The organism is Dyella sp., from assembly GCF_051962475.1.
Lineage (GTDB): Bacteria > Pseudomonadota > Gammaproteobacteria > Xanthomonadales > Rhodanobacteraceae > Dyella_A.
The window spans coordinates 1-24,844 of sequence record NZ_JBQCCF010000040.1; the positions used below are offsets into that span (position 1 = coordinate 1).

Annotated in this window: 19 protein-coding genes; 11 read left to right on the top strand and 8 right to left on the bottom strand. The window is 69.7% G+C overall.

Translation table 11 applies throughout. The features are described from left to right. Positions 1-155 precede the first annotated feature (155 nt). The 3 genes from ACTHJF_RS09195 to ACTHJF_RS09205 are packed head-to-tail and all read right to left on the bottom strand — an operon-like array spanning position 156 to position 5,999. Complete coding sequence (locus tag ACTHJF_RS09195) at positions 156-1,586, bottom strand: efflux transporter outer membrane subunit (protein ID WP_440266839.1); 1,431 nt, start codon at positions 1,584-1,586, stop codon at positions 156-158. A gap of 1 nt (position 1,587) precedes the next feature. Further along, entirely contained in the window at positions 1,588-4,791 is a 3,204-nt protein-coding gene (locus ACTHJF_RS09200; RefSeq protein ID WP_440266840.1) for an efflux RND transporter permease subunit, read from the bottom strand. 5 nt (positions 4,792-4,796) lie between these two features. Beyond that, entirely contained in the window at positions 4,797-5,999 is a 1,203-nt protein-coding gene (locus ACTHJF_RS09205) for an efflux RND transporter periplasmic adaptor subunit (RefSeq protein WP_440266841.1), read from the bottom strand. A 146-nt stretch (positions 6,000-6,145) separates the two neighbouring features. Between ACTHJF_RS09205 and ACTHJF_RS09210 the strand changes: the two genes are divergently transcribed. Further along, complete coding sequence (locus tag ACTHJF_RS09210; protein WP_440266842.1) at positions 6,146-7,180, top strand: LysR family transcriptional regulator; 1,035 nt, start codon at positions 6,146-6,148, stop codon at positions 7,178-7,180. On the opposite strand, the gene ACTHJF_RS09215 is transcribed toward ACTHJF_RS09210, so the two are convergent. After that, positions 7,126-7,923, bottom strand: coding sequence for an undecaprenyl-diphosphate phosphatase (locus tag ACTHJF_RS09215; protein ID WP_440266843.1), 798 nt, complete (start codon positions 7,921-7,923; stop codon positions 7,126-7,128). The genes ACTHJF_RS09210 and ACTHJF_RS09215 overlap by 55 nt on opposite strands. 628 nt (positions 7,924-8,551) lie before the next feature. On the opposite strand from ACTHJF_RS09215, the gene ACTHJF_RS09220 reads away from it, so the two are divergent. The 4 genes from ACTHJF_RS09220 to glnA all read left to right on the top strand — a co-directional run bounded on the left by ACTHJF_RS09220 (position 8,552) and on the right by glnA (position 12,679). Continuing rightward, positions 8,552-9,289 carry a TorF family putative porin gene (locus tag ACTHJF_RS09220; RefSeq protein ID WP_440266877.1) on the top strand — a complete coding sequence of 246 codons (738 nt, stop codon included), beginning with the start codon at positions 8,552-8,554 and terminating at the stop codon, positions 9,287-9,289. Positions 9,290-9,361: 72 nt separating this feature from the next. Next, a complete protein-coding gene (locus tag ACTHJF_RS09225; RefSeq protein WP_440257790.1) occupies positions 9,362-9,700 on the top strand; it encodes a P-II family nitrogen regulator in 339 nt (112 codons plus the stop codon). Between the two features lie 80 nt (positions 9,701-9,780). Then, complete coding sequence (locus tag ACTHJF_RS09230; protein WP_440266878.1) at positions 9,781-11,076, top strand: ammonium transporter; 1,296 nt, start codon at positions 9,781-9,783, stop codon at positions 11,074-11,076. A 193-nt stretch (positions 11,077-11,269) separates the two neighbouring features. Then, positions 11,270-12,679: a type I glutamate--ammonia ligase gene (glnA, locus tag ACTHJF_RS09235; RefSeq protein ID WP_431635134.1), complete on the top strand. Its 1,410-nt coding sequence runs from the start codon at positions 11,270-11,272 to the stop codon at positions 12,677-12,679. A 103-nt stretch (positions 12,680-12,782) separates the two neighbouring features. Here the strand turns inward: glnA and ACTHJF_RS09240 are convergent, their stop codons facing one another. The 3 genes from ACTHJF_RS09240 to ACTHJF_RS09250 all read right to left on the bottom strand — a co-directional run bounded on the left by ACTHJF_RS09240 (position 12,783) and on the right by ACTHJF_RS09250 (position 17,153). Continuing rightward, positions 12,783-13,730 carry a PfkB family carbohydrate kinase gene (locus ACTHJF_RS09240; RefSeq protein ID WP_440266844.1) on the bottom strand — a complete coding sequence of 316 codons (948 nt, stop codon included), beginning with the start codon at positions 13,728-13,730 and terminating at the stop codon, positions 12,783-12,785. A gap of 148 nt (positions 13,731-13,878) precedes the next feature. Then, complete coding sequence (locus ACTHJF_RS09245; RefSeq protein ID WP_440266845.1) at positions 13,879-14,730, bottom strand: ribonuclease H-like domain-containing protein; 852 nt, start codon at positions 14,728-14,730, stop codon at positions 13,879-13,881. Beyond that, entirely contained in the window at positions 14,727-17,153 is a 2,427-nt protein-coding gene (locus tag ACTHJF_RS09250; protein WP_440266846.1) for a DEAD/DEAH box helicase, read from the bottom strand. The genes ACTHJF_RS09245 and ACTHJF_RS09250 overlap by 4 nt, the downstream gene beginning before the upstream one ends. Positions 17,154-17,264: 111 nt before the next feature. Here ACTHJF_RS09250 and ACTHJF_RS09255 point away from each other — a divergent pair, with 111 nt between their 5' ends. The 5 genes from ACTHJF_RS09255 to ACTHJF_RS09275 all read left to right on the top strand — a co-directional run bounded on the left by ACTHJF_RS09255 (position 17,265) and on the right by ACTHJF_RS09275 (position 22,136). Continuing rightward, positions 17,265-18,311, top strand: a complete 1,047-nt coding sequence (locus ACTHJF_RS09255) for a two-component system sensor histidine kinase NtrB (protein WP_440266847.1) — start codon at positions 17,265-17,267, stop codon at positions 18,309-18,311. Continuing rightward, the gene (ntrC, locus tag ACTHJF_RS09260) at positions 18,304-19,704 is read left to right on the top strand and encodes a nitrogen regulation protein NR(I) (RefSeq protein WP_440266848.1); all 1,401 of its coding nucleotides are present in this window, start codon (positions 18,304-18,306) and stop codon (positions 19,702-19,704) included. Before ACTHJF_RS09255 ends, ntrC begins: the two co-directional genes overlap by 8 nt. Before the next feature lie 14 nt (positions 19,705-19,718). Continuing rightward, complete coding sequence (locus ACTHJF_RS09265) at positions 19,719-20,180, top strand: N-acetyltransferase family protein (RefSeq protein WP_440266849.1); 462 nt, start codon at positions 19,719-19,721, stop codon at positions 20,178-20,180. 109 nt (positions 20,181-20,289) lie between these two features. After that, positions 20,290-20,754 (top strand): DUF4126 domain-containing protein, encoded by a 465-nt coding sequence (locus ACTHJF_RS09270; RefSeq protein WP_440266850.1) that lies wholly within the window; start codon positions 20,290-20,292, stop codon positions 20,752-20,754. Further along, complete coding sequence (locus ACTHJF_RS09275) at positions 20,751-22,136, top strand: FAD-containing oxidoreductase (RefSeq protein WP_440266851.1); 1,386 nt, start codon at positions 20,751-20,753, stop codon at positions 22,134-22,136. Before ACTHJF_RS09270 ends, ACTHJF_RS09275 begins: the two co-directional genes overlap by 4 nt. Before the next feature lie 108 nt (positions 22,137-22,244). Here ACTHJF_RS09275 and ACTHJF_RS09280 read toward each other — a convergent pair whose 3' ends face one another. Beyond that, positions 22,245-23,381, bottom strand: coding sequence for a hypothetical protein (locus ACTHJF_RS09280; protein WP_440266852.1), 1,137 nt, complete (start codon positions 23,379-23,381; stop codon positions 22,245-22,247). 167 nt (positions 23,382-23,548) lie between these two features. On the opposite strand from ACTHJF_RS09280, the gene ACTHJF_RS09285 reads away from it, so the two are divergent. Next, positions 23,549-24,832 (top strand): acetyl-CoA C-acetyltransferase, encoded by a 1,284-nt coding sequence (locus ACTHJF_RS09285; protein ID WP_440266853.1) that lies wholly within the window; start codon positions 23,549-23,551, stop codon positions 24,830-24,832. Positions 24,833-24,844 lie beyond the last annotated feature (12 nt).

A 24,844-nucleotide genomic window follows, 5' to 3' on the forward strand; every position in this document is an offset into this window, starting at 1 on the left:
CGCGGGCGATGCCGCCACGCAGGGGATGGTGGTTGTGGGTTCCTCGGAAATTTTCGTTTAGGTCGACGGCTATTGGCGTGGGTTGTACTCCCAGCACAGCGCAATCACCACGAAGTGATGGACCGGGCGGCGCGCGCCGCCCGGTCGTTGCGTCCTCAGCGTGCAGCCACCGCGCTGCACTGGGCGTCGCCGCAGGCCTGCCAGCCGCCGCCGAGCGCCTTGTACAGCGCAATCGCCTGCAGGTTCACGCCGGCTTCGGCGGCCGCCAGCTGGTCTTCGGCGACGAGCTGGGTGCGCTCGGCGTCCAGCAGCTCCAGGTAGTCGGCGGCGCCGGCGTCGTAGCGGGCCTTGGCCAGCGCGGCTGCGCGGCGGCTCTGCCCGGCCTGGGTGACCAGGTGCTGCACGCGCTCGCGCTGTTGGTTGAAGCCGACCAGCGCGTTGTCCACGTCTTCCAGCGCGCGCAGCACGGTGCGCTGGTAGTTGGCGCGGGCGGCATCGGCGCGGGCTTCGCTGGCCTTCACGCCGGAGCGCACGCGCTGCACGTTGAGGCCCGACCAGCTGATGCTGGGGGCGATCGACCAGGCGCGCGTCGCCGGGCTGCCGAAGTCGTTGCTGCGCCCGGCCAGGAAGCCAACGAAGCCGCCCAGCGACACGTGCGGGAACCAGTCCGCCTTGGCCACGCCGATGCGCGCGTTGGCCGCGGCCAGCTCACGCTCGGCGACGCGGATGTCCGGCCGCCGGGCCAGCACGTCGTCGGCGTGGCCGATTGGCAGCGACACGTCGATCGGCGTGAAGCTGTGCGCCGACAGGTCCACGCCGAGTTCGCCCGGGCGCTCGCCCAGCAGCACGGCGAGGTGGAACTGGTCGGCCTGCGCCTGCGTTTCCAGCAGCGGCAGCTGCGCCTGCACGCCGGCGAGGCGCGCGCGGGCGCTGGCGACGTCCTGGTCCGAGCCGGTGCCGACCTCGGCGCGCGCCGTGATCACCTTCAGCGAGGCCTGCTGGTTGGCGATGTCGCGGCGCGCCACGCCCTGACGCAGCTGGGTGCCGCGCAGGTCGAAGTAGTAGCGCGCCACCTCGGCGAACAGGCTCACCTGCGCGTCCTGCAGCGCGGCCTCACCAGCTTCGCTGTCGGCGCGCGCGGCCTCCACCGAGCGCCGCACGCCGCCGAACAGGTCCAGTTCCCAGCTGGCGTCGAAGCCGGCCTGATAGCTGGTGACCGTATTGCGCTCGCTGCTGAAGCCGGGCGTCTGCTCGCGGCTGCGGCTGTAGGCGGCCGTGGTGTCGATGTCCGGCCACTGCTGCGACCGGGCGGTGCCCAGCAACGCGCGCGACTCGTTGAGGCGAGCCACGGCGATCTTCAGGTCCGGGCTGTTCTTCGCCGCGCGGGCAATCAGCGCATCCAGCGTGGGGTCGTTGAACTGCTTCCACCACGCCGCCTGAAAGGCCGCGTCGGACTGCTGCTCCGTATCGACGCCCTGCAGTGCCACCGGCTTTTCGGTGGGGCGGTGGTAATCCGGCCCCACGCTGATGCAGCCGGCCAGCAGCAGGGCGCTGGCGAGTGCGCTCCATCGGATCAGGTGATTCATCTCAATGCTCCTCGAAAGCCGGCGCCGGCAGCTGCGCGGCACGGGCGGCCTGGCGGGCGGCGCGACGCTCAGCGCTGCGCTCGCTCCAGCTACGGATCAACACGTAGAACAGCGGGGTGAAGGCCAGCCCGAAGAAGGTGACGCCGAGCATGCCGGAGAACACCGCCACGCCCATCGCGTGACGCATCTCCGCGCCGGCGCCGTGCGAGAGCACCAGCGGCACCACGCCCATGATGAACGCGAACGAGGTCATCAGGATCGGGCGCAGTCGCAGCCGCGCCGCTTCCAGCACCGCCTGCACGCGGTCCAGCCCTTCCAGGATCTGCGCCTCGCGGGCGAACTCCACGATCAGGATCGCGTTCTTGCACGCCAGGCCCACCAGCACGATCAGGCCGATCTGGGTGAAGATGTTGTTGTCGCCACCGCTCAGCCACACGCCGGCGATCGCGGACAGCAGCACCATCGGCACGATCAGGATCACTGCCAGCGGCAGCGTCACGCTCTCGTACAGCGAGGCCAGCACCAGGAACACCAGTAGCACGCACAGCGGGAACACCAGCACCGCGGTGTTGCCAGCGAGGATCTGCTGGTAGGTCAGCTCGGTCCACTCGAACGTCATGCCGTTGGGCAACGTGGCGTGCGCCAGCTTCTCGATCGCCGCCTGCGCCTGGCCCGAGCTGTAGCCCGGTGCCGGGCCGCCGTTGATCTCGGCAGTCGGGTAGCCGTTGTAGTGCATCACGCGCTCGGGGCCGACGGTCTGGCTGACGGTGACGAACGAGCCCAGCGGCACCATCTGGCCGGCCGCGTTGCGGGTCTTCAACTGGGTGATGTCCTGCGGCTCGCGACGGAAGCCCGGCTCGGCCGACAGGTTCACCTGGTAGGTGCGCCCGAAGCGGTTGAAGTCGTTGACGTACAGCGAGCCCAGATACGCCTGCATGGTCTGGTACACGTCGGCCAGATCCACGCCTTCGGCCTTGGCCTCCTCGCGATCCACCTCGGCGTCGATCTGCGGCACGCTCACCTGGTAGCTGGAGAACAGCCCGGCCAGCGCCGGCTCCTTCTGGCTCGCCGCAATCAGGTTCTGCGTCTGCTTGTACAGCTCCTGGTAGCCCTGGTCGCTGCGGTCTTCCACCTGCAGACGGAAGCCGCCGATCGTGCCCAGCCCTTGCACCGGCGGCGGCGGGAAGATCGCGATGTAGGCGTCCTGGATCGCGGCGAACTTCTGGTTCAGCGCACCGGCGATCGCCCCGGCCGACAGCGACGGATCGCGCCGCTCCTCGAACGGCTTGAGCGTCACGAACACGATGCCGGAGTTGGTCGAGTTGGTGAAACCGTTGATCGACAGGCCCGGGAACGCCACCGCGTTCTCCACGCCCGGCTGCTTCAGCGCGATGTCGCTCATGCGGCGGATCACGTCTTCGGAGCGGTCCAGCGAGGCGGCATCGGGCAGCTGCGCGAACGACACCAGGTACTGCTTGTCCTGCGGCGGCACGAAGCCGGTCGGTACCTTGGCGAAGCCGAACAGGCCCAAGAGCACCAGGCCGCCGTAGACCAGCAGCGCGATCGAGCCCTTGCCCAGCACGCGCTTCACGCCGCCCACATAGCCGTCCGCGCTGCGTACGAAGAAGCGGTTGAACGGGCGGAACAGCCAACCGAAGCCGCGGTCGATCGCCAGGCTGAGCTTGTCCTTCGGCGCGTTGCGGTCCTTGAGCAGCAGCGCCGAGAGCGCCGGGCTCAGGGTCAGCGAGTTGAATGCCGAGATCACCGTGGAGATCGCGATGGTCAGCGCGAACTGGCGATAGAACTCACCGGTGAGGCCGCTGATGAACGCCGCCGGCACGAACACCGCGCACAGCACCAGCGCCGTGGCCACGATCGGCCCGGTCACTTCCTTCATTGCCTGGCGGGTGGCATCACGCGGCGTCATGCCGTGCTCGATGTGCCGCTCCACGTTCTCCACCACCACGATCGCGTCGTCCACCACGATGCCGATCGCCAGCACCAAGCCGAACAGGCTCAGCGCGTTGAGCGAGAAACCGGCGATGTGCATCACCGCGAACGTGCCCACCAGCGACACCGGCACCGCCACCAGCGGAATGATCGAGGCGCGCCAGGTCTGCAGGAACAGGATCACCACCAGCACCACCAGCGCGATCGCCTCGAACAGCGTGTGCACCACCGCCTCGATCGAGCCGCGCACGAACACCGTGGGGTCGTAGACGATGCGGTAGTCCACGCCCTGCGGGAAGTCCTGCTTGAGCTCCTTCATCAGCGTGCGGACTTCGTTGGAGATCTGGATCGCGTTGGAGCCCGGACGGGCGAAGATCGGCAGCGCCACCGCCGGCTTGTTGTCCAGCAGGCTGCGCAGCGCGTAGTTGTTGGAGCCGAGCTCCACCCGCGCCACGTCGCGCAGATGGGTCACCGCGCCGCTCTTGTCGGTGCGCACCACGATGTTGAGGAAGTCGTCCTCGGTGATCAGCCGGCCGCGCGTGTTGATGTTGAGCTGAAACGCGGCGTTGCCGCGGCCGGGCGGGGCGTTCAGCGCACCGGCGGCCACTTCTACGTTCTGCTCGCGGATCGCGCGGGCGACGTCGCCGGTGGTCAGGCCGCGCTGCGCCATGCGGTCTGGATTCATCCACACGCGCATGCTGTACTCGCCGGCGCCGAACACCTGCACGTCGCCGACGCCGTCGAGGCGGGCCAGCTGATCCTTGATGTGCAGCCGCGCGTAGTTGGACAGGTACAGCATGTCGTAGCGCTGATCGGGCGAGATCAGGTGCACCACCATGGTGAGGTCGGGCGAGCTTTTCTGGGTGGTCACGCCGAGTCGCTGCACCTCTTCGGGCAGGCGCGGCAGCGCCTGCGCCACGCGGTTCTGCACCTGCACCTGAGCGTCATCCAGGTTGGTACCCAGCGCGAAGGTCACGGTCAGCGTCATGGCGCCATCGCTGGTCGCCTGCGAGGCGGTGTAGAGCATGCCCTCGACGCCGTTGATCTGGGTTTCCAGCGGCGTGGCGACGGTCTCGGCGATCACCTTGGGGTTGGCGCCCGGATAGCTGGCGCGCACCACCACGGTGGGCGGCACCACTTCCGGGTACTCGCCGATCGGCAGCTGGAACAGCGAGATCGCGCCGGCGATCAGGATCAGCACCGACAGCACGCCGGCGAGGATCGGTCGATCCACGAAATATTGCGCAAGTTTCATGAGCGTTAGTCCTGGGCGCTGGTCAGCGCCTGGCCCTGGCGGGGGTTGCCACCGCCGCGGGCGAGTTGGGTATCCGGATCAAGGCTGCGGGCCTCCATCGCCACACGCGTGGGGCTCACCTGCATGCCCGGTCTCACGTGCTGCAGGCCGTTCACCACCACCACGTCGTGGGCGTCGAGGCCGTCCTCGATCACCCGCAGGCCGTCCAGCAGCGGGCCGGTGGTGACCTTGCGATAGGCGACCTTCTGGTCCTTGTCGAGCACGTAGACGAACTTGTTGCCCAAGTCGGTGCCGACGGCGCGGTCGTCGATCAGCGCGCGCGGCTTGGTGCTGTCGGTGCGCAGCTGAAGTCGCACGTACAGGCCCGGCGTGTAGCGGCCGTCGGCGTTGTCGAACACGGCGCGCAGGCGGATCGTGCCGCTGCCGGTGCTGAGCTGGTTGTCGACGAAGTCGATGCTGCCGCGATGCGGAAAGCCCGATTCGTCGGCCAGCGCCATCGTCACCTTCGGCACGGTGTGGTGCTCGCGGCGCAGGCGATCGAGGTCGAGGTAGCTGTGCTCGTCCACGTCGAAATAGGCGTAGACCGGGTTCACGCTGACCACGCTGGTCAGCGCGTCGGTCGGCGTTACCAGGTTGCCGGCGGTGATCAGCGCGTTGCCGACGCGGCCGTCGATCGGTGCGCGCACCTCGGTGAACCCGCGGTCGAGCTGGGCCGATTCCAGTGCGGCGGCGGTGGCGGCAATCTGCGAACGGGCGCTGGCAGCGGCGGTGTCGAGGCGGTCGGCCTCCTCACGCGAGATCGCGTACTGGGCCACCAGCCGTGCGCCGCGCTCGGCATTGGCCTGGGCCAGCTTCGCCTCGGCGCGGGCCTGCGCCAGGTTCGCCTGCAGCCGGTCGACCTCGGCCTGGTAGGGACGCGGATCGATGCGGAACAGCAGCTGGCCCTTGTGCACCAGCGCGCCTTCCTTGAACTGCACCGAGTCGACGTAGCCGCTGACCCGCGGATGCACCTGCACCGTATCGACCGCCTGCAGGTGGCCGGTGAACTGGGCCGCGTCGCTGACCGAACGCACCAGCGTCTGCGCCACGGTGACGGCGGGCGGCGGCGGCGCGGCCTGCGCCTGGCTGCCGCCGTGATGGTCGAGAACAACCCAGCTGCCGGCGGCGAGCGCCACGGCGAGGGCGATGAAAATCCAGCGTTTCTGCATGACAAGGCTCCCTGGAGCAACGTGCGCCGAACCGGGGGGAGTTCGGCGAGGCCCGGGAGAATAGGTATACTGGTCGGTATAGAAAACCGCCTTTTTGTGCAATGCCATCGTGACTGGCAGTCACCAATCGCCTGAGGAACGCCGCTATGGAAGACCTTTCCGCCATTTCCGTCTTCGTTCGCGTGGTGGAGGCGAACAGCTTCGCCGCCGCCGCCGTGCAGCTGGGCATGACGCCCTCGGGGGTCAGCCGGGCGGTGTCCCGACTGGAATCTCGCCTCGGCGCGCGCCTGCTGTTCCGCTCCACCCGCTCGCTGCGGCTGACTGAGGACGGCGCTGCCTTCCACGCCCGCTGCAAGGAGATCCTGGCCGATCTCAACGAGGCCACCGAGGCGCTGGGCGAAGCCAGCCGCGAACCGGTGGGCAAGCTGCGCGTGGGGCTGTCGCTCGGGGTGGGGCGCGCCGCGCTGATCCCGCGCCTGGCCGAGTTCGAGAAGCGCTACCCAGGCATCCGCCTGGAGCTGCTGATGAGCGACCAGCCCGGCGATCTCAACGGTGAAGGCATCGACTGCGCCATCCGCGTCGGTCAGCTGGAGGATTCCAGCCACATCGCGCACAAGATCGGTTACCTGCGCAACGTGGTGCTCGCCTCGCCGGAATACCTCGAACGCCACGGCGCACCCACCAGCATCGACGACCTCAAGCGCCATCGCTGCATCAACTACGTCTACCCCAACGGCAAGCCGCGGCAGTGGCAGTTCGACGTGCCGGGCGGGCAGATCGAGGTGGATGTGGACGCGCATCTGCTGATCAACGATGGCGAGTCGGTGATCCAGGCGGTGAGCGAAGGGCTGGGCATCACCCAGGCGCCGCATCTGCTGGCCTCGTGCCTGTTGAGCAAGGGCCTGCTGCAGCTGGTGATGACCGACGTGCGCTCCACCGGCAAGCCGGTGTGGATCGTCTACCCGCAGAAGCGCCACCTGTCGGCGCGCGTGCGCGCCTTCATCGGTTGGGTGCGCGAACTGTTCGATGCGCTGAACGAGCCGGATGTGCTGAAGCGTCCGTCGATTCCGGTCATCGCGCCGATCGAGCCGTCACGCCACGCGCTCGACACGCCGGTTGCGGTCGCTCAGCCGCCGGCCGGCATCAGCACCAGCAAGGCGATGCCCAGCGCGATGCGATAGATCGAGAAGGCGGTGAAGCGGTGGCTGCGGATGTAGCCGAGCAGCCACTTCACCGCCGCGAAGGCGACGAGCGCCGACACCACGAAACCCACCGCCAGCGCGGTCCAGTCCTCATGCGCCGCGCCGCCGTGGTGCAGCACCTTGAGCAGCTCGTAGCCGGTGGCCGCGTACATGGTGGGAATGCCGACCAGGAAGGCGAACTCGGTCGCCGCGGCACGATCGCCGGTGCCGGCGAGCAGGGCGGTGAAGATGGTCGCCGACGAGCGCGAGGTGCCGGGGAAGATGCCCGCCACCATCTGCGCGATGCCGACCAGGATCGCCACCGGCCAGGTGATCGTGCTGCTCGGCGGTCTTAGCGCGGCGAGTTGCTCGGCGCCCAGCATCCACACGCCCCCGATCACCAGCGCCCAGGCCACCGGAGTCACCGTCTCGGGCAGCTTGAAACCCATCTTCACCGCGATCAGTCCGAGCACCGCAGTGATCAGGAACGCCACCACCAGCTTGGCCAGATAGTCGCGGTTGGCCGGATCGCGCCACTGCGTCAGCAGTTGCCAGATGCGCTTCCAGTAGATCAGCGTGACGGCGAGGATCGCGCCGGCCTGGATGCCCACGTTGAACAGCTCCGAGCGCGCGCCCAGGCCAAGCTTCTCCGCGATCAGCAGATGACCGGTGCTGGAGATGGGGAGAAATTCGGTGATGCCTTCGATGATGCCGAGCAGGATGACGCGGAGCAGATCGATCACGTGATGCAAACCCTGGGTGAGCGCGACCGCTGTGGTCGCCGGAAGGGGCGACAGCATACGGGCTGGCGTGGACAAATCGATGGCCGTCGGCGGGTCGCGCAAGGGCTTGCGAGGGCGCCCGCGCGTGGCGAGCGTTTCGCGGCGGGCGATGGTGCATCGCAAAACGCTTGTGACGAATGGTGATAAGCAAGCGTGCGTCACCATATTGCAACGCAACAATCACTGAGGCAGGATCGAACTGCAGGAAGCGCTCGATCCGCGCTTTGGAGGCAGCGTCCATTCGCGCCTCAAGCCATGGCGGATCGGTTGATCGGGGGATCAACGGCCGACTGGGCGCGCGACATCCGCGCTGCCGTGACGCCACGTTTCCTCGCATCGGCTTCTGCCGCGATCCGCCTCCGGGCGCGTCGCCCGTTCTGCGCCGGTCGCCTGCGGCCGGCCCGCTCCGCTTCACACCTGCTCACCCATCGCGCGCCCTCGGCGCGGCGGTGCCGGGATCGGCTGCGCCATCGCCGAAGCGGGTGATCGCTTGACTCACGCGTGGTGCGAATGGACGTCCAGACGTCCATCGGCATCACGTCCACTCTGGCGGGGAGGGGTAGCGATGAAGCGAGGCATGTGGGGAACGATGGGAGGCGTGTTGCTGGGTATAGCCACCGTTGGCGCGCCGGCGATGGCGGCTGACGCGCCGACGAGCACCGTGGTCGGCAGTGTGGCGGTGGTCAACGACTACCTGTTCCGCGGCCTGTCGCAGACCAACTGGAAGCCGGCGGTGCAGCCGGGCATCGAGTACGACCACGCCAGCGGCTGGTACGTTGGTGCGTGGGGCAGCAACATCAGCTGGCTGTCCGATGCCTCCACCGATGTGGCGCACATCTCTTCCAGCGTGGAGCTGGATTTCTACACCGGCTACCGCGGCAGCTTCGCCGGTGATGTCAGCTACGACGTCGGTATCTACGAGTACTACTACCCGGGCAGCTATCCGACTGGATTCACCCGGCCGTACACCACCGAGGTCTACGGCGCGCTGGGCTACAAGGGCGTGACGCTGAAGTACTCGCACGCGCTCACCAACCTGTTCGGCTTCACCGACTCCAAGCACTCCGGCTACGTCGATCTCTCCTACAACGTGGAGTTCAGCCCCGGCTGGACGTTGAACCTGCATGCCGGTCACCAGAAGGTGCGGCACGTCGCGGGTGCCTCCTACAGCGACTGGAAGGTGGGCGTCACCAAGGCGTTCGACCACGGCTACTCGGTGTCGCTGGGCTACTACGACACCAATGCCGAGCGCAGCGTCTACACCAACGCTGAAGGCCATTTCGTCGGCCGCGCCACCGGCATTCTCACGTTAGCCAAGGCGTTCTGAGCGGACATCGCAACGCGGTGGCCGCAGCGCCGCCGCTCCACACGGGGAGGCAAGCATGAGGGGGAGTCAGCCATGAAACTGATCAGTTGCATCATCCGGCCGTACAAGCTCGACGAAGTACGCGATGCGCTCGCCGCAGCCGGCGTCAGCGGCATCACGGTAAGTGAGGTACGCGGCTTCGGCCGGCAGAAGGGCCACACCGAGCTGTATCGCGGCGCAGAGTACGTCGTGGATTTCCTGCCTAAGCTGAAAGTGGACGTGGTCGTCACCGACGACCAGCTCGATGGCGTGCTGGAGGCGATCCAGCAGTCCGCCAAGACCGGCAGCGTGGGTGACGGCAAGATCTTCGTCAGCCCGGTCGACCAGGTCATCCGCATCCGCACCGGCGAACTCGACGCCGACGCCCTTTGACTGTGCCCGCGAGGTTTTCCATGAAAGAGATCGTGCTTTCCCGCCCCGCGCGCGCCTTGCCCGCGTGGGTGCCGACCCTGATGCTGCTGTGCCTGCTGGCGCTGTCGCCAGCCTCCCATGCGGCCGACGCCGCGCCGGTGGTGAACAAGGGCGACGTGGCCTGGATGCTCACCTCCACCTTGCTGGTGCTGCTGATGACCGTGCCCGGCCTGGCGCTGTTCTACGGTGGCCTGGTGCGCTCGAAGAACGTGCTGTCGGTGCTGATGCAGGTGATGACGGTGTTCTCGATGATCCTGGTGCTGTGGGTGATCTACGGCTACAGCCTGGCGTTCAACGGCGGCAACGCGTTCATCGGCAACCTGGACAAGCTGTTCCTCAAGGGCGTCACCAAGGACAGCCTGGCGGCCACCTTCAGCGCCGGCGTGGCCTTGCCCGAGTACGTGTTCGTGGTGTTTCAGTCCACCTTCGCCGGCATCACCGGCGCGCTGATCGTGGGCTCGTTCGCCGAGCGCATGCGCTTTCGCGCCGTGCTCGCGTTCACCGCGCTGTGGTTCACCTTCGCCTACCTGCCGATCGCGCACATGGTCTGGTACGGGCCGGACGGCTTCCTGTTCGCCAAGGGCGCGCTGGACTTCGCCGGCGGCACGGTGGTGCACATCAACGCGGGTATCGCCGGCCTGGTCGGTGCCTACATGGTGGGGCCGCGCCTGGGCCTGGGGCGCGAGTCGATGAAGCCGCACAACGTCACCTTCACCATGATCGGCGCGGCGATCCTGTGGGTGGGCTGGTTCGGCTTCAATGCCGGCTCCAACCTGGAGGCGAACGCGGGCGCGGGCCTGGCCTTCATCAACACCTTGCTGGCCACCGCGGCGGCGGTACTGGCGTGGCTGCTGCTGGAAGCGGTGCACAAGGGCAAGCCCTCGATGGTCGGCGGCGCCTCGGGCGCGGTGGCCGGCCTGGTGGCGATCACCCCGGCGTGCGGCACGGTGGGCCCGATGGGGTCGCTGGTGATCGGTGCGCTGGCCAGCGTGGCCTGCGTGTGGGGCGTCACCGGGCTGAAGAAGCTGCTGCGCGCGGACGACGCGCTGGACGTGTTCGGCGTGCACGGCATCGGCGGCATCCTCGGTGCGCTGCTCACCGGCGTGTTCAGCGCGCCGGCGCTCGGTGGTACCGGCTTTGGCAGCGGCAACAGCTCCATCGCCCAGCAGCTGGGCGTGCAGGCGCTGGGGGTGGGCATCACGCTGGTGTGGAGTGGCGTGGTCTCGGTGATCGTGTACCTGGTGGTGAAGACCGTCTTCGGGCTGCGGGTGTCGGCCGAGGCCGAGCGCGAAGGCCTGGACATCACCTCGCACGGCGAAAGCGCCTACGAGAGCTGAGCGCGGGGCGCCCGGCGCTCCGGCGCCGGGTGTGCTCCAATTTGGTGCATCGCATGCACCGCATTGCACGCGTATGATGCCGCCGAAGCCTGGCTGGGCGTCGCCGGCCTTGTCCCAAGCCATCTGGCGCCGTCTGCCGCCATGGCATGGCGCTTGCTAAAACCGAACAGCCAATCCCACCCGAGGTTTTTCCATGTCCGTCGCAAAAGTGCTTGACCTGTTCCAGGAGCATGACGTCGAGTTCGTCGACCTCCGCTTCGTCGACATGCTGGGCAAGCAGCACCACGTCACCTTCCCCGTCCACGCCATCGACGAGAGCACTTTCGAAGACGGCAAGATGTTCGACGGCTCGTCGATCTCCGGCTGGAAGGGCATCAACGAGTCGGACATGGTGCTGATGCCCGATCCGGACACCGCCTACCTCGACCCGTTCAGCTCGCACACGCAGGTGGTGATCCACTGCGACGTGCTCGAGCCCTCCACCATGCAGGCCTACGGCCGCGACCCGCGCTCGATCGCCAAGCGCGGCGAGGCGTTCCTCAAGTCCACCGGCATCGCCGACACCGCGTTCTTCGGCCCGGAGCCGGAGTTCTTCATCTTCGACTCGGTGCGCTGGCAGAACGACATGGGCCGCGTGTTCTACGAGATCGGCTCCGAAGAAGCCGCCTGGAGCTCGCGCTACAAGTACGACGGCGACAACACCGGCCACCGTCCGGGCGTGAAGGGCGGCTACTTCCCGGTCAGCCCGGTCGACTCGCTGGGCGACCTGCGCGCGGACATGTGCAAGGTGCTCGAGTCGCTCGGCCAGGTGGTGGAAGTGCACCACCACGAAGTGGCCAACGCGGGCCAGTGCGAGATCGGCGTGAAGTTCAACACGCTGGTGAAGAAGGCCGACGAGCTGATCACCATGAAGTACGTGGTGAAGAACGTCGCCCACCAGAACGGCAAGACCGTCACCTTCATGCCCAAGCCGATCGTCGGCGACAACGGCAGCGGCATGCACGTGCACCAGTCACTTTCGAAGGGCGGCGAGAACCTGTTCGCGGGTGACCTCTACGGCGGCCTGAGCCAGACCGCGCTGTGGTACATCGGCGGCATCTTCAAGCACGCCAAGGCGATCAACGCGTTCGCCAACTCCGGCACCAACAGCTACAAGCGCCTGGTGCCGGGCTTCGAGGCGCCGGTGATGCTGGCCTACTCGGCGCGCAACCGTTCGGCGAGCTGCCGCATTCCGTATGTGTCGAGCCCGAAGGGCCGCCGCATCGAGGTGCGCTTCCCCGATCCGCTGCAGTCGGGCTACCTCACCTTCACCGCGCTGATGATGGCCGGCCTGGACGGCATCATTAACAAGATCGACCCGGGCGCGCCGTCGGACAAGGATCTGTACGACCTGCCGCCGGAAGAGGAGAAGAACATCCCGCAGGTGTGCTCCAGCCTCGACGCCGCGCTGGAAGCGCTGGACAAGGACCGCGAGTTCCTCAAGGCCGGCGGCGTGTTCACCGACGACTTCATCGATGCCTACATCGAGCTGAAGATGCAGGAAGTCACCCGCTACCGCGCCAGCACGCATCCGCTGGAGTTCCAGATGTACTACGCGATCTGACCTCAGGTCCGATCCGCTGCAAACAAGAAGGGGAGCCGCGAGGCTCCCCTTTTTCATGGGCGAGCGCGCGTCGCGCACGCGCTGGCGCTGGGACGTCAGCCGCTCAGGGAATCGTCGTCGCCACGGCCTGCTCCAGCGCCTTGCGCCACGGCAGGTACAGCGCGCCATCGGCGGGCAGCGCGCCGCGCCAGCCGCAGCTCTGGCTGGCGAACGCCACCGACTGGCCGACCATGCATGCCAGCGGATGACCCAGCGCGAGGCCGGCCAGCATCATCGCGCTGAAGGCGTCGCCGGCACCCACCGTATCCACCAGCTGTGGCAGCGGCGGCGCGACGGCCCGCGCCACACACCGTCCCTCGGCATTCCACGCGGCCGCGCCCTCGGCGCCGTGGCTGACCAGCACGTGGCGTGCACCGGTGCGCGCGCACAGCGCGGCCATCGAGGCGTGCGCATCGTCGAGCTCGGGCACGCCGGGCATCGGCGCCAGGTCGAGCCAGTCGAGCAGCTGCGCCAGTTCCGTGTCGCTGAGCTTGAGCACGTGCACGTCGTGCACCAGCTCGAGAATCGCCTCGGGCGACGGCCCGGCCTCGCGCCAGTTGAGGTCGACGAAAGCGCGGTGCGGCGTGGTCTGGCGCACCGCCGCCAGCGCGGCACGCGACTCCGGCGAACGTAGCGCCAGCGTGCCGAAATACAGCCACGGCGCGCCCGCCTTGAGTGTCTGCACCGCGGCCACAGCCTGCGCTGCATCGATGCGATCGAACGCCTGGTCCGCGGGAATCTCGAACGCGTGGCCGCCCTCGCGTTCGTGCACCAGCACGCGGGCGGTCTGCACGTCGGCCTGCGCGTGCTGCAGCGACAGTCCGCTGCGCGCCGCCGCCGCCCGCAGCGCCTGTCCCGCCTCGTCATCGCCCAGCCGCGTCAGCATCATCGGCGCCAATCCCAGCGCAGCGAGATGACAGGCTACGTTGAACGGCGCACCGCCGGGCACGGGGCCATCGGCAAAGGCGTCCACCAGCGACTCGCCGAAGACGATCAGGGAGGGTTCGATCATGCGCGGGCTTCCAGAACAGGGGATTGCGACAGTGTGGCCCAAGCGGCGGTCCGGTGGGCGGCGCCGTGTCTGCTCGGGTCTGGCGCTATCGGGAGATGTGATGTCATTGACGTCCGCAGCGCGGGTGCGAGCCGCTCCCCGCGTGTGCTCAGCCCGGCTGTGCCTGGCCCAGCGCCGACAAGCGCAGCAGCACCCCGGCCAGGCTCTTCAGGTCTTGCGCGTTGTGTGCGGCGACGCGGCGCAGGTTGGTCGCCGGGCCGCCGCGCAGGTAGGCGAGCCAGGCGCCCGGCGCTTCCGAGCCGGGCAGGTCGTCTTCGCGCAGCACGCCGAGCAACTGGCGTTCGGCGGTGGCAAGGCGGCAGTTTTCCCACTGGCCTTTCCAGTGGCGGCGCACCGGGTGCAGCAGGTCCAGATGATCGAGGCCGGCCAGCGGGTTGGCCAATCGCGCGAGGCGGTAGCGGGTGGCCAGCAGCGGCGCGTCGTAGCACTTGCCGTTGTAGCTGACGAGCACGCTGTCCGGTTGCAACCAGCCGGCGAAGGTCTGCAGCATCGCGGTTTCCGCCGCCATGGTGGTGATGGTGAGCTGGCGCAGCCGCAAGCGCCCCGCGCGCCAGTCGGCCGCGCCAATCATGAAAGCGCGGGTGCCGGTGCCGCCGGCCAGTCCCGTGGTCTCAGTGTCGAAGTGCATCAGCCGCGCCGGGTCGATGGTGTCTTCGCGGCGGGCGAAGCGCGTGTCGATGGGCGAGGGTGGATCGGGCCAGTCGACGTGCTCCTCGGTGTAGCGCAGGCCGGGTGCGATCTCCTCGCCGAACAGCGCGCGGTCGCGGGCGGGGAAGGGTGCAGTCGGTCGCGCGTGCGAGCGGGCACGCACGCCGAGTAGCCAGCGCAGATCCTCGGTGGTGGTCTTGCGCGTCGCGGGCGCGGGCACCGGTGCCGCGGTCGCCACGCTCTGGCCGGCCTGCGCGCGCAGGCCACGCAGGCGATCGCGCAACGCGCTCACAGGCTGGCCAGCAGGGCGAGTACGCGCGTGGCCAGGGCCTTCGGCGCGCGCTCGGCGGCCTCGTCCACCGCCAGCACCGGACCCACGCAGGCGGGGCAGCCGAAGGGGCAATCGCAGCGCTCCAGCAGCGAACGCGCCTGGGCGAGCAGATCCTCGCGCCGCTCGAACAGCGGCGCGCTCAGGCCCACGCCGCCGGGGAAGGCGTCGTAGAGATAGACCGTCGGCGTGAACGGCGCATCCGGTGCCAGCGCGGTGGGCTGGCCGTCCGCACCGCGCAGCTGGCCGCGGCCGCTGGCATCGCTGCTGACGAACCACGCGCCGTCGCCGCTGCCCACCGCCTTCTGCAGGTCGCGCGACTCGGCCATCACCGCCACGGTGGCGACGATGTGCAGCGCGTATGCCGCGCCGAGGAAACCGTCCAGCGCCTGCTGCCGCTCGTCGAACGCCTGCTGCAGCGTGCGCTGGTCCAGCTGCCACCACACCGCGGTGGTGTGCAGCTCCTGGTCGGGCAGGTTGACCGGGCCGTAGCCGATGTTCTCGTGCGTGTAGTAGCGGATCTTCTTGTAGCCGGCCACGCGGCGCACCACGTGCACCTCGCCGTGGTGGGCCTGGCCGCGGCCGGCCGGCGCGCTGCCGAAGGCGTCCAGCACCTTGAGCTTGGTGTAGTCGATGGCGTCGGTGTAGTAGTCCCCCTGGGTGCGCGTGACGTAGGCCTTGCGGCCCTCCCAGTCCAGCCGTTCCACCTGGTAGGGCGTGGCCTGGATCATGTGGATGGCGCCCTCGTACAGGGTGAGCGCGGCGGCCGAGTAATCCACTTCGGCGAGGATGGTCTGGCGCCCGCCGGTGCGGTCCACCACCACGAAGTTGCCGTCGGCCACCGAACGCAGCGACACCGCGTTGGCCGGGTAGCTGTCGGCGATCCACTCCCAGCGCTCGCCCTCGCGGTGCAGCACGCCTTCCTCGCCCAGCACTTCCAGCCATGGCGTCGCGACCTCGTTGCCGAACACTTCGTGGCCCACGAACGGCAGCTCGAATGCGGCGCAGCGGATGTGGTCGAGCAGGATCAGCGGCTGGTCTGGCGCGATGCGCGCATGCTCCGGCGGTGCGCCTTCGAAGAATTCAGGATGGCGCACCAGGTACTGGTCCAGCGGATCGGAGCTGGCCACCAGCACGCCCAGCGCCGCCTGCTGCCGCCGACCGGCGCGGCCGAAGCGCTGCCACGTCGCCGCCACCGAGCCGGGATACCCATTGAGTACCACGGCGTCCAGCGCGCCGATGTCCACGCCCAGCTCCAGCGCCGAGGTGCTGACGATGCCGTCCACGTTGCCCGCGCGCATCGCCCGCTCGGCGTCGCGCCGCTCGGTCGGCAAGTAGCCGCCGCGGTAGGCGCGGATGCGCGGCGGCTTGCGCGGGTCGTGGTCGAACACGTCTTTCAGATACTTGGTGAGCACCTCGACCATGCTGCGGCTCTGCGCGAACACCAGGGTCTTCAGTCCCGCCTTGATCGCCAGCCGCGCGATGCGGTTGCTCTGCGAACGCGCCGAGGCGCGCAGGCCGAGGTCGGGGTTCACCACCGGCGGGTTCCACAGCAGCACGTGGCGGTCGCCCGAGGGTGCGCCGGATTCGGTGATCGCATGCACCGGCGCCTCGATCAGCGCCTCGGCGTGCTGCTGCGGGTTGCCGATGGTCGCCGAGCACAGGATGAACTGCGGGCGCACCCCGTAGAACGCGCAGATGCGCTTGAGCCGGCGGATCACGTTGGCCACGTGCGAGCCGAACACGCCGCGGTAGCTGTGCACCTCGTCGATCACCACGAACGCCAAGTTCTCGAAGAACTGCGCCCACTTGGTGTGATGCGGCAGGATCGCCTGGTGCAGCATGTCCGGGTTGCTCACCACGATGTCGCCGTGCAGCCGGATCGCCTGCCGCGCATCGCCCGGCGTGTCGCCGTCGAAAGTGAACGCCTTCACCCCCAGCTCGCCGGCGCGATTGAGCTCCAGCAGCTCGGCCACCTGGTCCTGTGCCAGCGCCTTGGTCGGGAACAGGTACAGCGCCTTGGCGTTGGACTGCATCGCTGCGGCCACCACCGGCAGCGTGTAGCACAGCGACTTGCCCGAGGCGGTGGGCGTCACCACCGCCACGTGCGCCCCCGCCTGCGCGGCCGCCCACGTCTCGCCCTGGTGCTTGTACAGCTGGGTGATGCCACGCGCCCGCAGCGCATCCGCCAGCGCCGGCGGCAAATCCTCCGGCAGCGGTTGGTAGGCCCCCTCGCGCCCCGGCACCACGAACGAGCCGGTCACCCGCCCGGCGTAGCGCTTGGCCAGCCGCGCCGCCAGCGCGCCACCATCGGCCGGGCCGCGCAACACCAATTCATCGGCAGCAGCCTCGTCGGCGCGGTGGGCCGGATCGATCAGGGCGTTCATGGCGTCGCTCGCATAGGCGGGCGTCGGATTGAAGCGCGCGGGCATCTCAGGGCATGAGACGGCAGATGGACATGCATTGCACCAGCCCGATGCATTCCCCATGATGGTGCAATGAGCAACGCATCCTGGCGCCCGCTGGCGGAGCAGATGGCGACCGGGCTGGCCCTGGTCGACGCCGAGTTGCGCGTGGTGTGGCTGAATCCGGCGCTGGCCGAGCGGCTGGCGCTGGGCACGCGTAGTCTGGTCGGGCAGTCGGCGGCGTTGATGTTCGCGGACGACGCGGCGGTGCTGGCGCAGGCGCGGCGGGCGCTGGACGAGGAGCGGGCGCTGCAGTTGCGCGGCGTGGCGATGACCACCCAGCGCGGCACCGAGTGGCAGGCCGACCTGAGCCTGCAGCCGTTCGACGGGCAACTGCTGCTGGAAGTGCACGCGCTGGCCGAGCCGGCCGCGACGGCGTCGCCGCTGTCGGCGACGCTGCGCGGCTTCGCGCACGAGGTGAAGAATCCGCTGGCGGGCCTGCGCGGTGCGGCGCAGCTGCTGCAGCGGCGGCTGGACGACGAGGACTTGAAGGCGCTGGCCGGCATGGTGATCGCCGAGGCCGACCGGCTCGGCGCGCTGGCCAACCGCCTGTTGCATCATGACGGCGCGCCGCGATTGGCGCCGGTGAACATCCATCACCTGCTGGAGCGGCTGGCCGACCTGCTGCAGGCCGAGCCTGCGCCGCTCACGCTGCGCCACGACTACGACCCCAGCCTGCCGGACTTCCCCGCCGACGCCGACCGCCTGCTGCAGGTGCTGCTGAACCTGGCGCGCAACGCGCGCGAGGCCGGGGCGCAGACGCTGGCCCTGCGCACGCGCGCCGAACACGGCGTGCGGCTCGGCGAGCGGATGCTGCGCAGCGCGCTGCGGGTTGACGTGATCGACGATGGCGCCGGGGTGCCGGCCGCGCTGCGCGACACGCTGTTCCAGCCGCTGGTGTCCGGGCGACCGGATGGCACCGGCCTCGGCCTGGCGCTGTCGCGCGAGATCGCCCACGAGCACGGCGGCGAACTGCGCTGGCAGGGCCGGCCCGGCGAAACCGTGTTCTCGCTCTACCTGCCGCTGCCGCCGCCGCAGCGGGCCTTGACCGACACCCCGACGGATGTGACCGATGACTGATGCCCCCGCCCCCCGCGACGTCTGGGTGGTCGACGACGACCGCGGCGTGCGCTTCGTGCTGGCCGAGGCGCTGCGCGACGCCGGGCACGCCGTGCGCGAGTTCGGCGACGTGGCCAGCGTGCGCGACGCGCTGAAAACGGCCCGCCCCGCGCTGCTGCTGACCGACGTGCGCATGCCCGGCGAAGACGGTCTGGCGCTGCTCGGCGAGCTGAAGGCGCAGGGTGTGGGGCCGGTGATCGTGATGAGCGCCTACACCGACGTGGCCACTGCCGCCGCCGCCTACCGGCAGGGCGCGGTCGACTACCTGGCCAAGCCGTTCGACCTGGACCAGGCGGTGGCCGCGGTGGAGCGCGCGCTCGCCGACGCCGCCCCGTCGCCGGCACCGGCGAAACTGGAGACGCCGCGGCACACGCTGCTCGGCGAGAGCAGCGCGATGCGCGAGGTGTTCCGGCTGATCGGCCGCGTCGCCGCCAGCGACCTCAGCGTGCTGATCACCGGCGAGACCGGCACCGGCAAGGAGCTGGTGGCGCGCGCACTGCACGAGGAGAGCGCGCGGCGCGACAAGCCGTTCGTGGCGCTCAATACGGCGGCGATCCCGTCGGAGCTTTTGGAGAGCGAGTTGTTCGGCCACGAGGCCGGCGCGTTCACAGGCGCCACCCGCCGCCACGCCGGCCGCTTCGAGCAGGCCGAGGGCGGCACGCTGTTCTTGGACGAGATCGGCGACATGCCGCTGGCGCTGCAGACGCGCCTGCTGCGCGTGCTGGCTGGCGGCGAGTTCTACCGCGTGGGCGGGCGCGAGCTGATGCGCGGCGATGTGCGCATCGTCGCCGCCACGCATCAGGATCTGGCCGCGCGCGTGGCCAGCGGCCAATTCCGCGCCGACCTGCTGCATCGCCTGGATGTGGTGCGCATCGAGTTGCCACCGCTGCGCCAGCGCCGCAGCGACATTCCGAAGCTGGCCGAGCATTTCCTCGCCGCGGCGGCGGTGGAGCTGAAGCTGCCGCCCAAGCGCTTCTCCAAGGCGGCGCTGAAGGCAATCGCTCAGCGCGACTTCCCCGGCAACGTGCGCGAGTTGGAGAACCTGTGCCGACGCCTCGCGGTGATCGCGCCGGGCGCAGAGATCCTGCCCAGCGACCTGGGCACCGCCGCGCCCACCGCCGGCGGCGACGACTGGACCCACGCCCTGCGCGATTGGGCCGAGCAGGCGCTGGCGCGCGGCGAGGCGGACATCCACGCCCGCGCCCGCGAGGCGCTGGACCACACCCTGATGCAGGCCGCGCTGCGCGCCCACGACAACCACCGCCAGCACGCCGCCGCCGCGCTCGGCGTGGGCCGCAACACGCTCACCCGCAAGCTCGGCGCCTCGCGCACGCGCCGGCCGAACAAGTCCTGATTTGGAGACACCGTATGACCATGACCGTGCGCGACGCCCAACGCGAAGATCTGCCGAACCTCATCGCATGGAACGCCGCAATGGCGTGGGAGACCGAGCACAGGCGGCTCGACCCGGACGTGTTCTCGCGCGGTATGGCGGCGGTATTCGACGAACCGCGCCGCGGGTTCTATCTCGTCGCGGAACTGGACGGCAAACCGGCCGGCTGCCTGATGGTGACCTACGAGTGGAGCGACTGGCGCAACGGCAACTTCTGGTGGATCCAGAGCGTCTACGTGACCGAGTCCGCACGCCGCAGCGGCGTGTTCCGCGCGCTGTACGCCGACGTGGCGCGCCGCGCGGGCGAGGCCGGCGCAGTCGGCCTGCGGCTGTACGTGGAAACAGAGAACGAGCGCGCCCAAGCCACCTACGAAGGCCTCGGCATGGAGCGCTGCCACTACTTCATGTACGAGCAGGCGCTGGAACGCGCCCGCTGAGGGCGGGGTGACGGGCTCGGCGCAAGGGCGTACAACGGGCGCGATCATGCAAGACGGCCAGCGACCGACTGAAGACCCTGCAAGGCTCACGTTCACCGAGGAACCCGCCATGATCTTCCTGCTCGCTGCACTGCTCATCGGCATCGTCGCCGGCCTGCGCGCGATGACCGCACCGTCCATCGTCAGCTGGGCGGCCCAGCTCGGCGTGCTGCCGTTGCAAGGCACGCCGCTGGCTTTCCTGGGCTGGCGCTTCACGCCGTGGATCGTCTCGCTGCTCGCCGTGGGTGAGCTGATCACCGACCAGTTGCCCACCACGCCCAGCCGCAAGCTGCTGGCGCCGTTCGCCACGCGCATCGTGATGGGCGGGTTCTGCGGCGCCGCGGTGGGCCTGGCCGCTGGCCAGTGGTGGATGGGTGCCGTGGCCGGTGCGGTGGGTGCGGCGCTCGGCACACTGGGCGGCGCGGCGGCGCGGTCCCGGCTGGCCGCGGCGTTCGGACGCGATCGCCCCGCGGCGCTGCTGGAAGACATCGTCGCCATCGGCGGCGGCATCGCGATCATGGCGCTGCTGCCATGAGCGCCGCCTACGACGCCATCATCGTCGGCGCGGGCCAGGCCGGGCCCGCGCTGGCCGGGCGCCTCACCGCCGCCGGCATGCAGGTGGCGCTGATCGAGCGGCACCTGTTCGGCGGCACCTGCGTCAACACCGGCTGCATGCCGACCAAGGCGCTGGTGGCCAGCGCCGAGGTGGCGCACCTGGCGCGCCGCGGCGCCGACTACGGCGTGCACGTGGGCGGCGAGGTCACGGTGGATTTCCCCAAGGTGATGGCGCGCGCGCATACGGTGACGATGAACGCGCGGCGCAACGTGGAGCGCTGGCTGCACGGCATGGAGCATCTCACCGTGCTGCGCGGGCACGCGCGCTTCCTGGCGCCGGACACGCTGCAGGTGGGCGAGATGACGATCCGCGCGCCGCGCGTGTTCCTCAACGTGGGCGGTCGCGCCACGGTGCCGCCGCTGCCCGGCGTGGACGCCATCGACTACCTCACCAACACCTCGATCCTGCAGCTGGACACGCCGCCGCGGCATCTGGCGGTGGTCGGCGGCAGCTACATCGGGCTGGAGTTTGCGCAGATGTTCCGCCGCTTCGGCGCGCAGGTGACGGTGATCGAGCGGCAGTCGCGGCTGATCGCCCGCGAGGACGAGGACGTGTCACAGGCGATCCGCGAGATTCTGGAAGCCGAAGGCATCGCCGTGCGCACCGGCGCCGAATGCATCGCGTTCGCCCCGCACGCCGACGGCGTCGCGGTGAAGGTGGACTGCACCGACGGCGCGCCCGAGGTGGTGGCCAGCCACGTACTGCTGGCGATGGGCCGCCGCCCGAACACCGACGATCTCGGCCTGGACCGCGCCGGCGTGGCCACCGACGAGCGCGGCTACATCACCGTCGACGACACGCTCGCCAGCAACGTGCCCGGCATCTGGGCGATGGGCGACTGCAACGGCCGCGGTGCGTTCACCCACACCGCGTACAACGACTTCGAGATCATCGCCGCCAACCTGCTCGACGGCGACCACCGCACGCTGTCGCAGCGGGTGCCGGGCTACGCGCTGTACATCGACCCGCCGCTGGGCCGCGTGGGAATGACCGAGGCGCAGGCGCGCGCCAGCGGCCGCCCGCTGCTGGTGTCGAAGCGCCCGATGACGCGCGTCGGCCGCGCCGTGGAGCGCGGCCAGACCGAGGGCTTCATGAAGCTGGTGGCCGATGCCGAAACCAAGCGCGTGCTGGGCGCGGCGATCCTCGGCGTGAGCGGCGACGAGGCGATCCACGGCGTGCTCGACCTGATGAGCGCCGACCAGCCGCTCGACGCGCTGCGCTGGGCGGTGCCGATCCATCCCACGGTGTCGGAGCTGTGGCCGACCGTGGTGCTGGGGCTGCAGCCCCCGGCGGACGGCTAGGCGCGCGTCGCCTCGGCTTCAGCGCGGCGCCGCGGGTGCGCCACCAAGCTCTAGTCACCAGAGCGTGGCCCGCCTTGCGCAGCAGGCGGGCGATCGTTCTCCTGCGGCTCAGTGCAGCGGCGTGTCTGGGGCGCCCAGGCGACCGTCGGCGTCGAGCTGGATGCGGCCGAGCGCGTGAAGGTCAGGCGCGATACCGAACTGTTCGGCCAGCGCGCTGACCAGCGCTCCCAACGCGTGGGGCTGCAGCGGATAGCCGTGCGCCAGCACGCGGGCGCGACCGCCGTCGCCGCGCTGCGCGGCGGTCACCGCGACCACACCCAGGCCAGGCGCTTCGTGCGCCACCAGCAGCGGCGGCTCGTAGGCGGCGTCCGCCTCGCCGAAGGTTTCCAGCAGATAGCCGTCGCTCGCTTGCGCGCTGATGCCCTCGGCCGGTGCCAAGCGCAGCGGCAGCGCGTGCGCTTCGAGCAGGGCGGCGTACTGGCGCAGCTCGAACACGATGCCGGCGAAGGCATGCGCGCGGTCCGCGTCATGGCTTTCGGCCAGCCACTGCGCGGGCGACTGCACCTGCACCGCGCCCTCGGCGTAGCGCAGCGGCAGGCCGCGGGCGCTGAGCGTGGCTTCCTCGTGGTACGGCGTGAGCAGCGCGGTTTCCAGCAGGCTCCACAGCGGCGCCAGGTTCACGTGCTCGTACTGCACGCAGGTCAGTGCGAGCAGGTCGTTGCGGCTCAGGTAGCGCACGTGTTCCAGCGGCACCCCGAGCGTGCGGATCAGCCAGTCGGCGGTGCGCTGGCCCGCTTCGCCACGGCCGACCAAATCCAGCTCCAGCTGTTCGGCCAGCGTGGTGGCGAGCGGCGCGGGCGCGAGCAGGGTGATCGGCAGCAGGCGCATCGGGCCGTCGGCGTAGGCGGCTTCCGGCTCCAGCGGCTGCGCCGGCATGCGGCCTTCGTGGGTGCCGAAGGCGACCACGTTTTCCAGATGACCGCGCGGCACGCGACGCGCCAGTTCATCCAGCGTGGCCCACACCGGAAAGCCCGGGCGCAGCAGCTCCACCGCGTCGAACAGGGCACCGGCCACGGCAAGACGCGCCTCGGTGGCGGCGGGCACCAGCGTCTGCAGGTCGGCGGCGATGTGGCCGGCGAGCTCGGCCGCTTCGTCGCGGCTCAGCGTGGTGCGGCGGGTGGCGTCGTCGGCGCCGGTCTCGATAGCGAGCACCACGGGCAGGGCGAGCAGGGGTGAGCTGTCCAAGAGCGGCGTCCAGCAAGGCGGTGATCGCCAAGTTTATCAGTGCCGCCAGGGTGGCCTGGAGCGCGGCGCTGAACCGCATCGCACGAATGGCGCACTGGCGGGGTTTCCCGGGGCGGCAGCGCGGGTTAGCCTTGCAAGCTCAATACCCGCCCGGATGTTTTGAGCTCATGGACAACTCGCAGCGACGCGTCGGCGTGATCGGTGGCGTGCGGATTCCGTTCTGCCGCAACAACACGGCGTACGCCGAGGTCGGCAATTTCGGCATGTCGGTGAAGGTGCTCGGGGCGCTGGTGGAGCGCTTCGCCCTGCACGGCGTGGAGCTGGGTGAGGTGGCGCTGGGCGCGGTGATCCGCCATTCGTTCGAGTGGAATCTGGCGCGCGAGGCAGTGCTGTCGTCGGGGCTGGCGCCGACCACGCCGGCGATCACCACGGCGCGCGCCTGCGGCACGTCGCTGGACAACGCAATCATCGTAGCCAACAAGATCGCCGTCGGGCAGATCGAGGCGGGCATCGCGGCCGGTTCGGACACCACCAGCGACGTGCCGATCGTCTACGGCGAGCGCCTGCGCAAGCGGCTGCTGGCGTTGAATCGCGCCAAGACGCCGATGGAAAAGCTCAAGACCGCGTTCGCCGGCTTCTCGCTGGGCGAATTGAAACCCTCGTTCCCCGGCGTGGCCGAGCCGCGCACCGGCATGTCGATGGGCCAGCACTGCGAGAAGATGGCCAAGGAGTGGCACATCACGCGCCAGGCGCAGGACCAGCTCGCGCTGGAAAGTCACCGCAAGCTCGCCGCCGCGTACGACGCCGGCTTCTTCGATGAGCTGATCGTGCCGTTCCGTGGCATCAAGCGCGACGGCTTCCTGCGCCCGGACACCACGCTGGAGAAGCTCGCCGCGCTGAAGCCGGCGTTCGACAAAAGCTCCGGCCAGGGCACGCTGACCGCGGGCAACTCCACCGGTTTGTCCGACGGCGCGGCTGCGGTGCTGCTGGCCAGCGAGGGCTGGGCCACAGCACGCGGATTGACCGTGCAGGCCTGGCTGCGCGATGCCGAAGTGGCCGCGGTGGATTTTGTACGCGGCGAGGGCTTGCTGATGGCGCCGACCATCGCCGTGCCGCGCATGCTGGCGCGCCAGGGGCTGACGCTGCAGGACTTCGACTACTACGAGATCCACGAGGCCTTCGCCGCGCAGGTGCTGTGCACGCTGCGCGCGTGGGAGAGCGCCGACTACTGCAAGCAGCGGCTGGGGCTGGATGCGCCGCTGGGCAGCATCGACCCGGCCAAGCTCAACGTGCACGGTTCGAGCCTGGCCACCGGCCATCCGTTCGCCGCCACCGGCGCGCGCATCATCGCCACGCTCGCCAAGCTGCTGGAGCAGAAGGGTTCGGGCCGCGGCTTGATCTCCATCTGCACCGCCGGCGGCATGGGCGTCACGGCGATTCTGGAGCGCTGAGCCGTCTGGACG

What these genes read in the sequence shown, in the direction of transcription:
- ACTHJF_RS09205 (WP_440266841.1), bottom strand. Translation starts at nt 5,999, where the DNA reads ATGCAGAAACGCTGGATTTTCATCGCCCTCGCCGTGGCGCTCGCCGCC.
- ACTHJF_RS09285 (WP_440266853.1), top strand. Translation starts at nt 23,549, where the DNA reads ATGGACAACTCGCAGCGACGCGTCGGCGTGATCGGTGGCGTGCGGATT.
- ACTHJF_RS09225 (WP_440257790.1), top strand. Translation starts at nt 9,362, where the DNA reads ATGAAACTGATCAGTTGCATCATCCGGCCGTACAAGCTCGACGAAGTA.
- ACTHJF_RS09275 (WP_440266851.1), top strand. Translation starts at nt 20,751, where the DNA reads ATGAGCGCCGCCTACGACGCCATCATCGTCGGCGCGGGCCAGGCCGGG.
- glnA (WP_431635134.1), top strand. Translation starts at nt 11,270, where the DNA reads ATGTCCGTCGCAAAAGTGCTTGACCTGTTCCAGGAGCATGACGTCGAG.
- ACTHJF_RS09200 (WP_440266840.1), bottom strand. Translation starts at nt 4,791, where the DNA reads ATGAAACTTGCGCAATATTTCGTGGATCGACCGATCCTCGCCGGCGTG.
- ACTHJF_RS09240 (WP_440266844.1), bottom strand. Translation starts at nt 13,730, where the DNA reads ATGATCGAACCCTCCCTGATCGTCTTCGGCGAGTCGCTGGTGGACGCC.
- ACTHJF_RS09210 (WP_440266842.1), top strand. Translation starts at nt 6,146, where the DNA reads ATGGAAGACCTTTCCGCCATTTCCGTCTTCGTTCGCGTGGTGGAGGCG.
- ACTHJF_RS09270 (WP_440266850.1), top strand. Translation starts at nt 20,290, where the DNA reads ATGATCTTCCTGCTCGCTGCACTGCTCATCGGCATCGTCGCCGGCCTG.
- ACTHJF_RS09250 (WP_440266846.1), bottom strand. Translation starts at nt 17,153, where the DNA reads ATGAACGCCCTGATCGATCCGGCCCACCGCGCCGACGAGGCTGCTGCC.
- ACTHJF_RS09220 (WP_440266877.1), top strand. Translation starts at nt 8,552, where the DNA reads ATGGGAGGCGTGTTGCTGGGTATAGCCACCGTTGGCGCGCCGGCGATG.
- ACTHJF_RS09195 (WP_440266839.1), bottom strand. Translation starts at nt 1,586, where the DNA reads ATGAATCACCTGATCCGATGGAGCGCACTCGCCAGCGCCCTGCTGCTG.
- ACTHJF_RS09265 (WP_440266849.1), top strand. Translation starts at nt 19,719, where the DNA reads ATGACCATGACCGTGCGCGACGCCCAACGCGAAGATCTGCCGAACCTC.
- ACTHJF_RS09230 (WP_440266878.1), top strand. Translation starts at nt 9,781, where the DNA reads ATGCTGCTGTGCCTGCTGGCGCTGTCGCCAGCCTCCCATGCGGCCGAC.
- ACTHJF_RS09255 (WP_440266847.1), top strand. Translation starts at nt 17,265, where the DNA reads ATGAGCAACGCATCCTGGCGCCCGCTGGCGGAGCAGATGGCGACCGGG.
- ntrC (WP_440266848.1), top strand. Translation starts at nt 18,304, where the DNA reads ATGACTGATGCCCCCGCCCCCCGCGACGTCTGGGTGGTCGACGACGAC.